This window comes from Ensifer sp. LBL (genome assembly GCF_050435225.1).
Classification (GTDB): domain Bacteria; phylum Pseudomonadota; class Alphaproteobacteria; order Rhizobiales; family Rhizobiaceae; genus Ensifer.
In genome coordinates this window covers 286,731-300,498 of record NZ_JBNDJY010000006.1, presented here as the reverse complement: position 1 = coordinate 300,498, position 13,768 = coordinate 286,731, and the positions used below count along the sequence as shown (strand labels likewise).

The following is a 13,768-nucleotide window of genomic DNA, read 5'->3' as shown; positions in this document are numbered from 1 at the left end:
TGAAAGCACGAAAGCGGTGCTTTATGTTATTGCTCATGGCTCAGAGCAACCACACGTCGATCTTGTGCTACGACCTCGCGCCGGACGCGGACGCCAGACACGCGCTGGAAGAAACCTTCGTGGCCTACGCCGACATGCTGGCGATGCTCGATGAACTCGCCGGCGAAAAGGCCGGCGCCAACCTCGTAACGCTGCATGAACTTGCCTACGAAACGGTCCGGGAGCGCACCGGGCTTCCGGCACGCATGGTCACGCTCGGATTGCGTGACTTCGCCGCAAATCGCGGACAGCAGGCCAATGCCGGCCGGCTGCCGCTCGACGACAAGCTTTTTGCAATCAAGGGACCGTCGGACCTGACCGTCGCCACCGTGCGCGGTCGCGTCGCGATCCCATACGACGTCGCCGGTTATACGTCCGGCACCCTGAATATCTTCGCCGCCCAGCTCGTTGCGCAGGACGGCGGCTATCAGATCCACATCGGCGTCACCCCGCATTCCGACCGAACGGAGAAGAAAATGATGACGAATGAAGGCATCCTATCCCGCATGGGCCGCTTGATCGCCGGTCTCGCCAATGCCGCCGTCGACAAGGCGGAAGGCAGCAACAAGATCGTGATCGTCGAGCAGGCACTCCGCGAAATCGACGCGGCCGCCGAAGAGGCCCGGGTCGATATCGGCCAGGCGCGCGCCGAGGAGTATCGCATCCTCAGCCGCCGCGACGAAATCGGCGCCGATCTCGAAAAGCTGGACGAAAAGATCCGGACCGCGATCTCCGCCGCGCGAGAGGACCTCGCCAAGGCCGGCGTCGCCCGCCAGATCGACCTGGAATCGCAGCTGGCCGCGCTGGACAAGGCGCTCGCCGGCGCCCGCACCGATCTCGAAGAGGGCCAGCAGGCGCTGCAGGCGGTGCTCGCCACCCGCCGCGAGGCCGAGGCGCGGCTTGCCGATCTCAAGCGCAGCATCGCCCAATTCCCCGACAGCAAGGTTTCGGGCCTGGCGAAGCCCAGCCCGGTGGACGGTGCGGCCCGCGCCGCTGCCGCCGTCTCCCGCGCCACGGGGGTACCGGGCGGAGAACACGGCAGCAGCGCCGAGCTGGACGAACTCGACCGCCTGCATCGCGACCAGGCGATCGAGGCAAGGCTGGCCGCGCTCAAGGCAAAGCAGCACTAACGCCCATGCTGTTCTTCCTCGCCCCGGAATCCCTACCCTTCGCGGTTGCGGCGGTGATGTTGGCCGCCTTCACCGGCATCGAGCTCCTTTGCCTGCTGCTCGGCTTCTCGCTGGGCGAGGCGATCGACAAGGCCTGGCTGGACGACCACAACGCACTGGGCGGACTAATGTCCTGGTTCAATGTCGGCGGCGTGCCGCTGCTGGTCCTCCTGATGCTTTTCCTCGGCCTCTTCGCGATGACCGGCTTTGTCATTCAGGCGGTGGCCGGGGCCCTGTGGGCGCCGTTGCCGGCCCTTGTCGCGGCGCTGCCGGCCCTCGCCGTCTCACTGCCTGCGGTTCGGATGTCGAGCCGATGGGTGGCAAAGATCGTGCCGCGTGACGAAAGCTATGCCGTCGATCTCGGTGACTTCGTCGGCCGCAGCGGCGAAGTCACCGTCGGCCCGCTGGACCAGGGCCTGCCTGGACGCATCCGCCTCAAGGACCGCCACGGCAACTGGCATGTGCTGCGCGCACGCGCCGCCCGCAACGAGCAACCGATCGCCATCGGCGCGCAGGTGCTCGTCGTCGATCGTGTTTCCAACATTTTCATTGCGATATCGGCGCCGGCAGACCTGCTGACGCCGCCCAATCCTTAATATTCCCTCGTCTTAAAGTCTCACGGAGCAACCATGTTTTATGAACTCTTGGTGCCGGCCGGCATCGGCATCGTCCTGATCCTCGGCATCGGCTTTGTTCTTGCATCGCTCTATACCCGCTCGAGCCGCGACGAAGCCTATGTGCGCACCGGCCTCGGTGGCCAGAAGGTGGTCCTCGACGGCGGCTCGATCGTGCTGCCGATCTTCCACTCGATCGCCCGCGTCAACCTCAAGACGCTGCGCCTCGAAGTCCGGCGCGGCGAAGGCGATGCGCTGATTACCAAGGACCGCATGCGCGTCGATATCGGTGCGGAATTCTACGTGCGCGTGAAGCCCGATGCCTCCTCGATCGCGCTTGCTGCCCAGACGCTCGGCGACCGCACCAACGACGCCGAACAGCTGCGCGTGCTGATCGAGGCCAAGTTCGTCGACGGCCTGCGCTCGGTTGCCGCCACGATGAGCCTCGACGCGCTGCAGGAACAGCGCATGGATTTCGTCAAGGCGGTGCAGGAAGCCGTCGGCGCCGACCTGCAGTCGAACGGTCTCGAACTCGAATCCGTTTCGCTGACACGGCTCGACCAGACGGATATCAAGCACTTCAACGCCAACAACTTCTTCGACGCCCATGGTCTCGCAGCGCTGACCCGCATCACCGAAGGCCGCAAGAAGGAGCGCAACGAGATCGTGCGCGATACCGAAGTCGCGATCGCCCAGAAGGACCTGGAAGCCCGTCAGCAATCGCTGACGATCGAGCGCACCAAGCGCGAAGCGGAACTGAACCAGGAACGCGACATCGCCAACAAATCGGCCGCCACGCGCGCCGAAACCGCGCAGCAGGAACAGGCGGCCAAGCGCGCCGAGGAAGAAGCCCGCATCGCCGCAGAACAGGCGATCGCGGAGCGCGAAGCGCTTGCCAAGCAGGCGCGTGAAAGCGCCAACATCGACGCCACCCGCGCCGTGCAGCAGCGCGACACCGAAGCCCGCCGCGACCTGCAGATCGTTTCGCAGGAGAGCGCCATCGCCGTTGCCAACAAGAGCCGTGAAGAGTCCGAGGCCAAGGCCCAGGCTGAAACCGCCCGCGCGCTCGCCATTGCCGCGGAAGAAAAAGTGGAGACGGCAAAGGCCGTTGAAATCGCCGAACGCGAACGCCAGATCGCCGTCATCGACGCCCGCAAGAACGCCGAAACCGAAGCGACGGCCGTGACCGTTGGCGCGGAAGCCGAAAAGCAGGCGGCCCTCGACCAGGCCGATGCGATCAAGACGCTTGCCACCGCTGAGGCCGACGCCGCCATCATCAAGGCCAAGGGCGTACTCGAAACCGGCAAGGCCGCGGCCGAAAGCGAGGCGCTGCTCAACGACGCCCGCAACAAGCTGAGCTCCGCCATCATCGAGTTCGAGATCCTGCGCGAACGCATCCGCATCATTCCCGAAGCACTCGCCGAAGCGGTCAAGCCGATCGAGAAGATCTCCGACATCCGCATCTTCGACACCGGCGGCATGCTCGGCCGCAACGGCGGCGGCGACGGTGCTGCGAACGGCATCGGTCTTGGCGACGGCCTGGCGGGCCAGCTCCTGTCCTACCAGGCCAACAAGCCGATCGTCGACCAACTGCTGAAGGAGGCCGGCTTCAACGGCGAAAACGCTATTTCGTCGCTGCTAGGTAACCTGCAGCCGCCGGCAGCACCGGCAGAGAAGACACCGAAGAAATGATGTGGCCTGGCCTTCCCTGATCGATCTGACGGTCGGAGGGCAAAGCCGAACGGCCCGATCCTTCGGCAAAATTGCAGGAAGGCGGCAATCGCCGCCTTCCTCCTCGACATCTGATGCTAGCGGCGCTTCTTGCGCCAGGGCGCATCCTTCTGCCAGTCGCCCGCCATGATGCATCCGTAAGGGATGACCTCGTCGACGATGTCGGCAAGGCCGTACTCGGCGATCTGCTCCCGAACGGCCGCCGCGTTCTTGTAGGCGCTCGGCAACTCGGAAACGTCGGGGTGGCCGGAAAAGAAGCGTGCGTCGAGGCCGACGGTCTCGCGCTCCATGACGGCAGCGATGTTGTTCGGGCTGAGCCCGCGACCGTCTGCACCGAAATCGTCGCCGAGCCGGCGCATATGTGCCGTACGCGAAAAATTCCGGCCGGCCCCGTGCGGCGAAAACCCGAGCCCGTGAGCCGCATTGGACCCGCGCACGATCAGGATCGGCTCCGCCATGTTGAGCGGAATGATCGTCAGATCGGTCGCATCGCCAGCCCATCCGTCAAAGGCGGGCGTTGCCCCCTTGCCGTGATAGAACAGGCCGTCGGACTTTCTGAAAACGAAGTTATGCTCGTTCCAGAAGCGATCGCCGACACGCGTAGCCAAGCGTTCCGCCGTCATGTCATGGATCGCGTAGTGGTTCTCCTTCGTCCACTGGCGGATCGTCTGCAATGCCGACCAGTACATTTCCCCCTCGTCGCTGTCGGCCGGAATCCAGGCATTGTCCCGGAGCGTTTCGGGCGACAGCTCCTCACGGAACCGGTTGGCGATCTTCATGCCGCGATCGTAAAGCCGCGCGCCGGGGGCACGCGACCCGTGATGCGTGACGAGCGCCGTCTCGCCGGTCGACTTCATCTGTCCGACATAGGCGAAGTGGTTGCCGTCACCCTGGGTGGCGAAGTGGTCGATGCCGATGCTGATGAAATCCTTCAACAACGGGTTTTCCTCAAACGCCGACAGGGTCGCTTCCGAAGGCTTGATCTGGGAGCCGCGCGGACGACCACCCGGACCGAAATGCGTCACCGCATGCACGGCATCGAGCAACGCCTTCGGGGCCACGCCCGGAAAGATGGAGATCGCCATCGAGCAGCAGATATCGGCCGAATGCATGCCCGGATGGATCGCTTCGGACGCGACCACGCCGCCAACCGGGATCGTTCCGACCGGCCCGGACGGGCAGGCGTCAGGCATGATCGCCGCCGACCGCACGACCGGCGTGCGGGCGAGCTCGCGCATGGTCGCGCGCACCTTTTCGATATTCTCCTGTTCGTAGGCGTTCTCGGCGCGGATGTTCATGTGGATCGGCACGTCGTTGGCGGCCTTCAGCGGCAGGGTCGGCCCCGGCTGATAGCCGCGAGCGATTTCCAGCGCATCGGTCATGGAGCTGCCGGCGCTAAGCGCCCTGTTGGCGGCGTCCAGCGCATCGCGAAACCACTTGCCCTGGCTCATGCCGGCATCGATCAAATCCTGTCCGCTCATTATCTCGGTCATCTTCTTTTCTGCGTTCGCAGTCCTTCTGTGCTCTGTGTTTCATCTTGTCCCCAACCGACAAGCGTAGGCCGGAAACATTGCCGCTCGCATTCCACGGTCGTGGCGCGATGCGACCCCAATGGTGTCTCCAGCGGCATTCGCCGTGGGTCGTCTCCCGGCGACGAGTTTTGGCAGGACGGTTTGCTGAGCTACGCTCCGCCTTTCGGGGAAGCGGGATGACTTGAACATCCGACCTGCCCGCCGAAACCGGCGAGCCGCTCTACCTGTAGTCCTGCCGGCATTCGCCGGGCATTTCACGCCCGCCAGGCGGACGTCATTGAAAGCCATGCAGCGGCGACGAGGGTGGACGAAACCGGATGGCCCCGCTCGTGCCAGAGAGCGTATGCCGAGGAGGAGTCGAACCTGCCAGGCCATCCAGTTGTGGTGGCGATGTAGTTCCGTCCGGCATTCGCCGCTGCATTCGGCCATGGCGAAAAGTGATTGAGAAACGCCCCGCTACCGAAGGGATGCGTGATCCCTTGCAGGATTCGAACCTGCCGCGGCCATGTAGTTCCTCTTGCATTCGCCATGTCTGTGGTCCGTGACGACGAGGTGTGGTGAAACGTCCTGCTCTGTCCACTGAGCTACGGGTCCACAAAGTGGAGGACCCGACGGGATTCGAACCCGCGACCTGGAGATTAACGATCTGTAGTTTCAACCGGCATTCGTCACGGTCCCCCGCGCCGTTCACGGCGGCGCGAGGGTATTGCCTTGTTTTTAGAGTTCGGTCGCCTCGATGGTTTTCACCCAGCCGTCCGCACCGTTGGTGCCGGCGGCAAAGGACGCGATGACCCCATAGACGGCATCCGAGAAGCCGCCGATGTTGAGAACGTCGTCCCGTGTCGGCGCCTGCGTCGTGGCATAGGGCTGGATGTCGAGGCAGACCAGCTTCGCAGCCGGGTTGACCCGCTTGATCCTTGCCCATTCCTCCATGACCGCCGTGGCGTGACCGCCCCGGGTCGCATCCATCCAGGATTCGTTGTCCGAGATGAAAACGACGAGATCGACCTTGGCCTTCTCATTTGCGAGCGCCCTCAACGGTGCGGAGCAGTTCGTTCCGCCACCGCCGACGGCAACCAGTTTCTCGGCATTGGTCATGACCGTGTCTCGCCGGTTGAGGCTGACGTTCACCACGTTGTTCGCGAACGGCAACACGCGTGCTTGCGGGTTGCGCTGCAGGAATGCGGCCGTCATCAGCGCGGCAACGTCAATGCAACGAACCGCGGATGTGGCGCCCTGGCGGTAGCCGGTCACGGACGAACCCATCGAGCCGGAAACATCCGGGCACAACACCACATGGCCGGCGAGCGACGGCACATTGCCGATGGCAATATCCATCGCATCCTGCAATGCGTCTCGCACGACTTCCGGCACCTGACCGTCGACCATCTTCCACGCCATCATCAACTGATAGGGGAAGACCTTCGACCTATGGATCTCGTCCGGATCCGCCAGGCGCCGAGCGATCGCCTCGGCGACCCCCTCCGCCTCGAACACGCCGTTGCGCGCGAAGGTGTTGAGGTTCTGCCGCAGCATCTGCCAGCCGCCCTTGGCTGCGATCTCGACCCAATGCTCCCGCGTCAGGGCAAGAGACGTCAGCAACTGGAACGGAACGTCCGGCAGCGGCTGGGTCTGATCGCGCCTGAAGGCCTGCAGAGCTTTCACCACGTCCGGCAGCGCCGCGTAATCGTGCGGCTTGCCGAGCGCCCAGGCATAGAATGCCTGTCGTTCCGGCGTGGCCGGTCGCGGATGAACCATGCGGATCACATCGGCCAAGGATGGATCGTTGCCCACCATTGCCCTGAGGACCTGCATCGTGCTGGCGTGCTCCAGCCAGGCCTGCACCGCCTTCTTCGGCCGCGTGCCGAGCGACTTGCGCCCTGCCGCGCCCGAACGCATCACCTGCACGAAGCCGCGCAGCATCTTGCCGCTCTTGACCACACGCGGGAATGCGCGGGCAAAAACGTCGCTTTGCAGGCTCGAAAGCAGGGCCAGCAGCATCACCGGCATATCCTTCATGTGACCACGCTCGGCCGCATAGACTGCCACCTTGGCCACGAATTCCGGCTCGACCTCGACTGCCAGCGCCCTGACCGCCTCGAGCTGTTCTGCGCCGTCGGCGTAAAACGTGCCGTTGAAGGTTCCCGTCACCGCATACTGCGCCAGCGCTTCGCGCGGGGTCAGCCTATAGGCCGGCGCGGCTGCGTGGTTTTTCGTGTCCGTGCCCGGAAGCAATTTTCCGAGATAGGTTTTGAAGATCGCCTTGTTGACCATGACGGCACCTCTTGTTCGTTTCATGCCAGATACAATTCAAGAGGCGTGCCAGTTCCGAAAACTCCGCAGAAAAATCGATCTCTGCTCACTCATCGTGTTGTTTTAAAACGATAAAAATTTTCGGCGACTAATTTCGATGAAAATTTGCGAAACGACGCAACGCAAGATATCTTATCCTTCAATATATTAACTTATAATTTTGGATAATCATGAAACGTCGCGTCGTCATCAGCATACTGGGAACCACGCTCGACGTGGGCAAATGGGAGGACCGCTGGAATCGCTGGCGGCCCAATGTCGGGCTATGCCAACAGCCCGGGCTTTTCGTCGACCGGCTGGAACTGATCCACGACAATCACGCCTCGCCGCTGGCCCGGCGGATCATCGGCGACATCGAAACCGTATCGCCGGCCACGCAAGTGCGCAGCAACACCATCAATTTCCGCGATCCCTGGGATTTCTCGGAGGTCTATACCAGCCTCAGGGACTTTGCCCGCAGCTATGCCTTCGACCCGGATGCCGAAGACTATCTCATCAACATAACCACCGGCACGCACGTGGCGCAGATCTGCTGGTTCCTGCTCACCGAGGCCCGCATCATTCCCGCCCGACTGCTTCAACTGTCGCCACCGCGCGACCGCGAGCCGGGCCAGGATTTCGCCGGCACGCACCGGATCATCGATCTGGACCTGTCGCGCTACGACGAGATCGCCAAACGCTTTGCCTCGGAACGTGAGGACGCCGCCTCTTTCCTGAAGTCGGGCATCTCGACCCGCAACGTCGCCTTCAACCGGATGATCGACGAAATCGAACGCGTGGCGATCCGCTCGACCGCGCCCGTTTTGCTGACCGGACCGACCGGCGCCGGAAAATCGCAGCTTGCCCGCCGTATCTATGAACTGAAGAAATCGGAGCGGAAGGCCAGCGGCGCCTTCGTCGAAGTCAATTGTGCGACGCTCAGGGGCGACCAGGCGATGTCGACCCTGTTCGGGCACGTGAAAGGCGCCTTCACGGGGGCCGCCACCGAACGGGCCGGCCTGCTCAAATCGGCGGACCAGGGCGTGCTCTTCCTCGACGAAATCGGCGAACTCGGGCTCGACGAACAGGCCATGTGCCTGCGGGCGATCGAGGAGAAACGTTTCCTGCCGGTCGGGGCCGACCGGGAAGTTTCCGCGGACTTCCAGCTTCTCGCCGGCACGAACCGCGACCTCGGCGCGGAGGTCGCCAAAGGGAGATTCCGCGAAGACCTTTATGCGCGCCTCAATCTCTGGACATTTCGGCTACCGGCCCTGCGCGAACGCCGGGAGGACATAGAGCCTAATCTGGAGTTCGAACTGAAACGCTTTCTCGAACGCGAGGGTGAGAACATCACCTTCAACAAGGAAGCCCGCGAACGCTATCTGGCCTTTGCAACCGGGCCTCGGGGCGCCTGGAATGCCAATTTCCGCGACCTCTCGGCCTCCGTCACCCGGATGGCGACGCTGGCGCCGCACGGACGCATCACGACTGACGTCGTCGATGACGAAGTCCAACGCCTGAACGCGTTCTGGCACACGTCGTCGGTCAAGGACGCAGACGATGCGACCCTTCAGGACCTGCTCGGCACGGAAGCCGCCGCTCGCCTCGACCGCTTCGACGCCGTTCAGCTCTCCGCCGTCATCCGCGCCTGCCGCGACCACCCGACGCTCAGCGCCGCCGGCCGCGCCCTGTTCGCTCAGTCACGGCTGGAAAAGAAAAGCAGCAACGACGCCGACCGCCTGAGCAAATACCTGGCGCGCTTCGACATCAGGTTCGACGATATAAGAAGGCGGAACTAGGTGGTTGCGGAGGAAACGTCACGGCGCCCGCAGGCAAGCACGCGGCAGACCAGTGAGAACGATATCTTCAAGAACAAAGGAGATCGCCGCAGCGGCATAAAAGAACGCCGAAACCGGAGTTCAGCATGGCGGAGAGGGTGGGATTCGAACCCACGGTACGGTTGCCCGTACGCCGCATTTCGAGTGCGGTGCTTTCGACCACTCAGCCACCTCTCCGCTTTGCTGGTCGGCGCTTGTTCGGCGCGGTCGGGTTCATAGCGGCAGATTCGGGTGCTGGCAAGGGCCTTGTTTGAAGAATATGTAACGGTCCCGTTGCTTTCGCCTTGACACACCTGTGCAAATCCTTGTAATCCGCGCAATGAAGTGGTGTGGCCTAGCTCACCGCATCGGGTGTGATTTGCGCCCATTCACCGGTGGATATCCGAAAAGGAGATCCACTCAACTGTCGACTGAGAAAAAGACGGCCTTGTCTTCGGGCAGAGAGCCGGATCGAACATGAAAGGATAAAAAATGTTCGCAGTCATCAAGACCGGCGGTAAGCAGTACCGCGTGGCCGCCAACGACGTCCTCACCATCGAAAAGCTGGAAGGCGTTGCAGGCGACAAGATCGAATTCACCGAGATCCTGATGGTCGGCGTTGGCGCCGATGCAACCATCGGTGCTCCGTTCGTTGAAGGCGCCGTAGTCAGCGCTGAAGTTGTTGAGCAGGGTCGCGCCAAGAAGGTCATCGCCTTCAAGAAGCGTCGCCGCCAGAACTCCAAGCGCTCGCGCGGTCACCGCCAGCACCAGACGACCGTCCGCATCCTGGACATCGCTGCTGCCGGTGGCAAGGCAAAGAAGGCTTCGAAGAAGTCTGAAGCTGCCGCTGAAGCCGCTGCAAACTGAGTTCCTGGATCTAAGGTTTAAAGGAGAACACCAATGGCACACAAAAAAGCTGGCGGTTCGTCGCGTAACGGTCGCGATTCTGAGTCCAAGCGCCTTGGCGTGAAGAAGTTCGGCGGCGAGCAGGTCATCGCCGGCAACATTATTCTGCGTCAGCGCGGCACCAAGTGGCATCCGGGCGCCAATGTCGGCCTCGGTAAGGACCACACGATTTTTGCACTTACGGCCGGCAACGTGAACTTCCGTACGAAGGCCAATGGCCGCGTGTACGTGTCTGTAATGCCGAAAGCCGAAGCAGCGGAATAAGCCGGTAGCGCTCTAAAACAGCCGGCGTCTCATCGACCCGGCTGACGCACCTGATGGTTCCAAGCCAGACTTCAAAGGGGAGATGGGGCAATACCCAACTCCCCTTTTTCGTTTCTGGAGGAAACCATGCAAACCGAGTTGTTGAGGGAAGACCAATCCCGGTCTCCCGAGCAGAGGCTGCGGCCCCAACGGTCAAGGACCGATTGCCCGATATTGTTGTCACCCCGGCTCGTTCTGCGCGCGCCCCATGAAGACGATATCGACGCCCTTGCCCATCTTGCCAACAATGCCAATGTCGCGACCATGGTCTCGCGCATGCCGCACCCGTATACGACGGCCGACGCCGCCGACTTCGTGCGACGCGCGAAAGCCGGCACGATTGGCAAGTGCGTCTACGCGATTACCAAAGCGGACAATGGCGCATTTCTCGGTTGCTGCGGTATCGAGCCGCATCCCGATGGCAAGACGGCGGAACTCGGCTACTGGCTGGGCGAGCCTTACTGGAACCAGGGCTATGCCACCGAGGCGGCCCAGGTCCTGACCGACATGGCCTTCCGCACCCGCGACATCGACCAGATCGATGCGCGCTGCCGCGTCATGAACCTCGCGTCGCGCCGGGTCATCCAGAAGTGCGGCTTCCAGTTCCAGGGAAGCGGCATGGTCGGCAGCCTGGCACTCGGCGGCTCGATATCAGTCGAATGGTACCGGCTCGACCGCAAGACCTGGGTCTCCTTGAGAAGCTGGGGAGGCATGCGATGAACGCGCTCGCTTCCGAACGCCAGCGGGTCGTTGCTCGCCCCGGTCCCGGCCCCTGCCCGGTCATCGAGACCAAGCGCCTGGTCCTGCGCCCGCACCGACGCAACGACGCCGAGGCGATCGCCCAGTCGCTCGGTGATTTCCAGGTGGCGCGCATGCTGGCGCGCGTTCCGGCACCCTACGATCAGCAGGACGCGCTCGACTGGTTGACGGCGCAGACCTCGGGGCTGACGCCCGACTGGACCTTCGCCGTCACCACCGGTGACGACGTGCATATCGGCTGCGTCGGCATCGAGCTCCGTCACGGCCAATGGCACGTCGGCTACTGGCTGAACCGCTTCTACTGGGGCAAGGGCTTTGCCTCTGAGGCGGCCTATGCGGCCGTCGAGCGCTTCTTCCGTCGCATGCCCGAAACGACCCTGCATTCCGGCGTTTTTGCCGACAATCCGGGATCGCTGAAGGTGCAGGAGAAGATCGGCTTCCAGATCACCGGCTGCACCCAGGTCTATGCGCTCGCGCGCAACGCCATGGTTGCCCATATCGAGACTCGGCTGACCGCCGCCGATCTGCGCCGACCGCACTGAAGAACATCCCCGCGAAGCTCTGGCTTCGCGGGGACTTTTTCTGTCATGCGAGCGTGAAACCGACAGGCAGGTGGTCGGAACCCTTGGCTTCATAGTCGGTCCAGGCATCGGTGAGACGGGACGCAAGGCCCGCGCTTACGAAACAATAGTCGAGATGCATGCGTTTTTCGGGGTTTTCGGGATGGATCCAGCTATAGCTTTCCGGTGTCAGACGGCCGAGATGGGCGAGCGCATCGACCGGGTTTTCAAGTCGAAGCGAGCGGCCGTAGAAGGCGTCGCGCGAACCGGCCATGGCGCAATATTCCGGGCTCTCCGGCTGCATGTTGAAGTCGCCCATGACGACGAAATCTTCGGGGTGCGGCGGCTCGGCAAGGCCGAAGTCGGCTGCCCCGGTGATCGCGCCGCCTTCGAGCGGATAACCGAGCAGCCGATCCTTCAGGTGGCGGATCTGGGCGATGCGTTCGGCCGGCAGCACGTGATCGAGATGCACGGAATAGACCCGAAGCGGACCAGCGGGGGTCACGATCAGCGCTTCAGTCGCCCCGCGCTGCAGGTTCATCGGGCTGATCGTGCGGGTGCGCGGCAAGGGGATGAGCCTCGTCGCAAGGATTGGCCAGCGCGACAGGATCATGTTGCCGAACTGGAAGCGGCGACTGACGGCGCGTCCATCCTCGATCGCCGAACCGATGTCGATGTCGCAGGGCGCATGGAAGGCGGAGAAATGGCCGGGAAACAGCTTTTCGAAGCGGGTGACGAGATCGACATGGCCGTTGCGGTGAAAGCCACGCGTCACTTCCTGAAGCGCAATGATGTCGGCGTCCCCGATCGAAGCGGCGATACGTTCGGGATCAAAGTGGCCGTCGAGGCCGATGCCGTATTGGATGTTGTAGCTGACGAACCGCACGATATTCTTTGACCTCCGAATAAACCGCCTATATCGATGGCGGCAAATTACAGCGCCGTGCATCCTTTAGGACCTGCAAAGGTCGCTGTAACACTTTCTAAGACCACGCACTTACACCGAACCAGATGGCAGCCCAATGAAATTTCTCGACGAAACGAAAGTCTATATCCGCTCCGGCGACGGTGGCGCAGGCGCCGTCTCGTTCCGGCGCGAGAAGTTCATCGAGTTCGGCGGACCGGACGGCGGCGACGGCGGCCGTGGCGGCGATGTCTGGGTGGAGGCCGTCAACGGCCTCAACACCCTCATCGACTTCCGCTACCAGCAGCACTTCAAGGCCAAGACCGGCCAGCACGGCATGGGCCGCAACCGCACCGGCGCCGGCGGCGACGACGTGACGCTGAAGGTACCGGTCGGCACCCAGATCTTCGAAGAAGACAACGAGACCTTGATCGTCGACATGGTTGCCGAAGGCCAGCGCTACCGGTTGGCCGCCGGCGGCAACGGCGGCTTCGGCAACGCTCATTTCAGGTCTTCGACCAACCAGGCGCCGAACTGGGCCAATCCCGGCCTCGAAGGTGACGAGAAGACGCTGTGGCTGCGGCTGAAGCTGATCGCCGATGCCGGTCTCGTCGGGCTGCCGAATGCCGGCAAGTCGACCTTCCTTGCCGCCTGCACCCGCGCGCGGCCGAAGATCGCCAACTATCCGTTCACGACGCTGCATCCCAATCTCGGCGTCGCCACCATCGACGGCAACGAGTTCATCATCGCCGACATTCCGGGCCTCATCGAAGGCGCGCATGAGGGTGTGGGCATCGGCGACCGTTTCCTCGGCCATGTCGAGCGCACCCGCGTGCTGCTCCATCTCGTCTCCGCCCAGGAAGAAGATGTCGCCAAGGCCTATAAGACCGTCAGGCACGAGCTCGAAGCCTATGGCGGCGGCCTCGAAGACAAGCCGCAGATCGTCGCACTGTCGCAGATCGACGTGCTCGACGAGGACGAGCTGAAGGTAAAAGCCAAGGCGCTGGCGAAGGCCTGTGGAGAGCAGCCCCTGCTGCTGTCCGCCGCGGTCGGCAAGGGCATGACCGAAGCGCTGCGGGCATTGCGCAGCGTCATCGTCGCCGCCAAGGCTGGTGAAGGCTTCGGCGAGGAGAACCTCTGAG

12 protein-coding genes and 1 tRNA gene are annotated in these 13,768 nt (G+C 63.0%); 9 read left to right on the top strand and 4 right to left on the bottom strand.

The window, feature by feature from the left end; translation table 11 throughout:
* Window positions 1–35: 35 nt before the first annotated feature.
* Genes OKW20_RS24505 through OKW20_RS24495 form a run of 3 tightly spaced genes read left to right on the top strand, consistent with a single transcriptional unit; the run spans window position 36 to window position 3,514 of the window.
* Window positions 36–1,169: a PspA/IM30 family protein gene (locus tag OKW20_RS24505; protein WP_429176367.1), complete on the top strand. Its 1,134-nt coding sequence runs from the start codon at window positions 36–38 to the stop codon at window positions 1,167–1,169.
* 5 nt (window positions 1,170–1,174) lie between these two features.
* On the top strand, window positions 1,175–1,804 hold the full coding sequence (locus tag OKW20_RS24500) for an OB-fold-containig protein (protein ID WP_043619967.1): 630 nt from the start codon (window positions 1,175–1,177) through the stop codon (window positions 1,802–1,804).
* 33 nt (window positions 1,805–1,837) lie between these two features.
* Window positions 1,838–3,514: a flotillin family protein gene (locus OKW20_RS24495; protein ID WP_429176362.1), complete on the top strand. Its 1,677-nt coding sequence runs from the start codon at window positions 1,838–1,840 to the stop codon at window positions 3,512–3,514.
* Window positions 3,515–3,630: 116 nt separating this feature from the next.
* On the opposite strand, the gene OKW20_RS24490 is transcribed toward OKW20_RS24495, so the two are convergent.
* Entirely contained in the window at window positions 3,631–5,034 is a 1,404-nt protein-coding gene (locus OKW20_RS24490) for an RtcB family protein (protein ID WP_429176575.1), read from the bottom strand.
* Between the two features lie 768 nt (window positions 5,035–5,802).
* Window positions 5,803–7,359, bottom strand: coding sequence for a vWA domain-containing protein (locus OKW20_RS24485; protein WP_429176572.1), 1,557 nt, complete (start codon window positions 7,357–7,359; stop codon window positions 5,803–5,805).
* A gap of 209 nt (window positions 7,360–7,568) precedes the next feature.
* Between OKW20_RS24485 and rtcR the strand changes: the two genes are divergently transcribed.
* On the top strand, window positions 7,569–9,176 hold the full coding sequence (rtcR, locus tag OKW20_RS24480) for an RNA repair transcriptional activator RtcR (protein ID WP_429117116.1): 1,608 nt from the start codon (window positions 7,569–7,571) through the stop codon (window positions 9,174–9,176).
* 126 nt (window positions 9,177–9,302) lie between these two features.
* Here the strand turns inward: rtcR and OKW20_RS24475 are convergent.
* Window positions 9,303–9,392: transfer RNA gene (locus tag OKW20_RS24475), tRNA-Ser, on the bottom strand.
* Window positions 9,393–9,686: 294 nt separating this feature from the next.
* On the opposite strand from OKW20_RS24475, the gene rplU reads away from it, so the two are divergent.
* The 4 genes from rplU to OKW20_RS24455 all read left to right on the top strand — a co-directional run bounded on the left by rplU (window position 9,687) and on the right by OKW20_RS24455 (window position 11,704).
* The gene (rplU, locus tag OKW20_RS24470) at window positions 9,687–10,061 is read left to right on the top strand and encodes a 50S ribosomal protein L21 (protein ID WP_034802644.1); all 375 of its coding nucleotides are present in this window, start codon (window positions 9,687–9,689) and stop codon (window positions 10,059–10,061) included.
* Between the two features lie 33 nt (window positions 10,062–10,094).
* Window positions 10,095–10,364, top strand: coding sequence for a 50S ribosomal protein L27 (gene rpmA / locus OKW20_RS24465; RefSeq protein ID WP_043619976.1), 270 nt, complete (start codon window positions 10,095–10,097; stop codon window positions 10,362–10,364).
* Between the two features lie 126 nt (window positions 10,365–10,490).
* Complete coding sequence (locus OKW20_RS24460; protein WP_043619979.1) at window positions 10,491–11,123, top strand: GNAT family N-acetyltransferase; 633 nt, start codon at window positions 10,491–10,493, stop codon at window positions 11,121–11,123.
* On the top strand, window positions 11,120–11,704 hold the full coding sequence (locus tag OKW20_RS24455; protein ID WP_043619981.1) for a GNAT family N-acetyltransferase: 585 nt from the start codon (window positions 11,120–11,122) through the stop codon (window positions 11,702–11,704). Before OKW20_RS24460 ends, OKW20_RS24455 begins: the two co-directional genes overlap by 4 nt.
* A gap of 43 nt (window positions 11,705–11,747) precedes the next feature.
* On the opposite strand, the gene OKW20_RS24450 is transcribed toward OKW20_RS24455, so the two are convergent.
* Entirely contained in the window at window positions 11,748–12,608 is an 861-nt protein-coding gene (locus OKW20_RS24450) for an endonuclease/exonuclease/phosphatase family protein (protein ID WP_429176359.1), read from the bottom strand.
* Between the two features lie 136 nt (window positions 12,609–12,744).
* Between OKW20_RS24450 and obgE the strand changes: the two genes are divergently transcribed.
* Window positions 12,745–13,767 (top strand): GTPase ObgE, encoded by a 1,023-nt coding sequence (gene obgE / locus OKW20_RS24445; protein WP_043619985.1) that lies wholly within the window; start codon window positions 12,745–12,747, stop codon window positions 13,765–13,767.
* The last annotated feature ends 1 nt before the right edge of the window (window position 13,768 follow it).

Excerpts from the sequence above, each read along its gene's own strand:
- obgE (WP_043619985.1), top strand. The coding sequence starts at position 12,745 with ATGAAATTTCTCGACGAAACGAAAGTCTATATCCGCTCCGGCGACGGT.
- rpmA (WP_043619976.1), top strand. The coding sequence starts at position 10,095 with ATGGCACACAAAAAAGCTGGCGGTTCGTCGCGTAACGGTCGCGATTCT.
- OKW20_RS24505 (WP_429176367.1), top strand. The coding sequence starts at position 36 with ATGGCTCAGAGCAACCACACGTCGATCTTGTGCTACGACCTCGCGCCG.
- rplU (WP_034802644.1), top strand. The coding sequence starts at position 9,687 with ATGTTCGCAGTCATCAAGACCGGCGGTAAGCAGTACCGCGTGGCCGCC.
- OKW20_RS24500 (WP_043619967.1), top strand. The coding sequence starts at position 1,175 with ATGCTGTTCTTCCTCGCCCCGGAATCCCTACCCTTCGCGGTTGCGGCG.
- OKW20_RS24455 (WP_043619981.1), top strand. The coding sequence starts at position 11,120 with ATGAACGCGCTCGCTTCCGAACGCCAGCGGGTCGTTGCTCGCCCCGGT.
- OKW20_RS24460 (WP_043619979.1), top strand. The coding sequence starts at position 10,491 with ATGCAAACCGAGTTGTTGAGGGAAGACCAATCCCGGTCTCCCGAGCAG.
- OKW20_RS24485 (WP_429176572.1), bottom strand. The coding sequence starts at position 7,359 with ATGGTCAACAAGGCGATCTTCAAAACCTATCTCGGAAAATTGCTTCCG.
- OKW20_RS24495 (WP_429176362.1), top strand. The coding sequence starts at position 1,838 with ATGTTTTATGAACTCTTGGTGCCGGCCGGCATCGGCATCGTCCTGATC.
- rtcR (WP_429117116.1), top strand. The coding sequence starts at position 7,569 with ATGAAACGTCGCGTCGTCATCAGCATACTGGGAACCACGCTCGACGTG.
- OKW20_RS24490 (WP_429176575.1), bottom strand. The coding sequence starts at position 5,034 with ATGAGCGGACAGGATTTGATCGATGCCGGCATGAGCCAGGGCAAGTGG.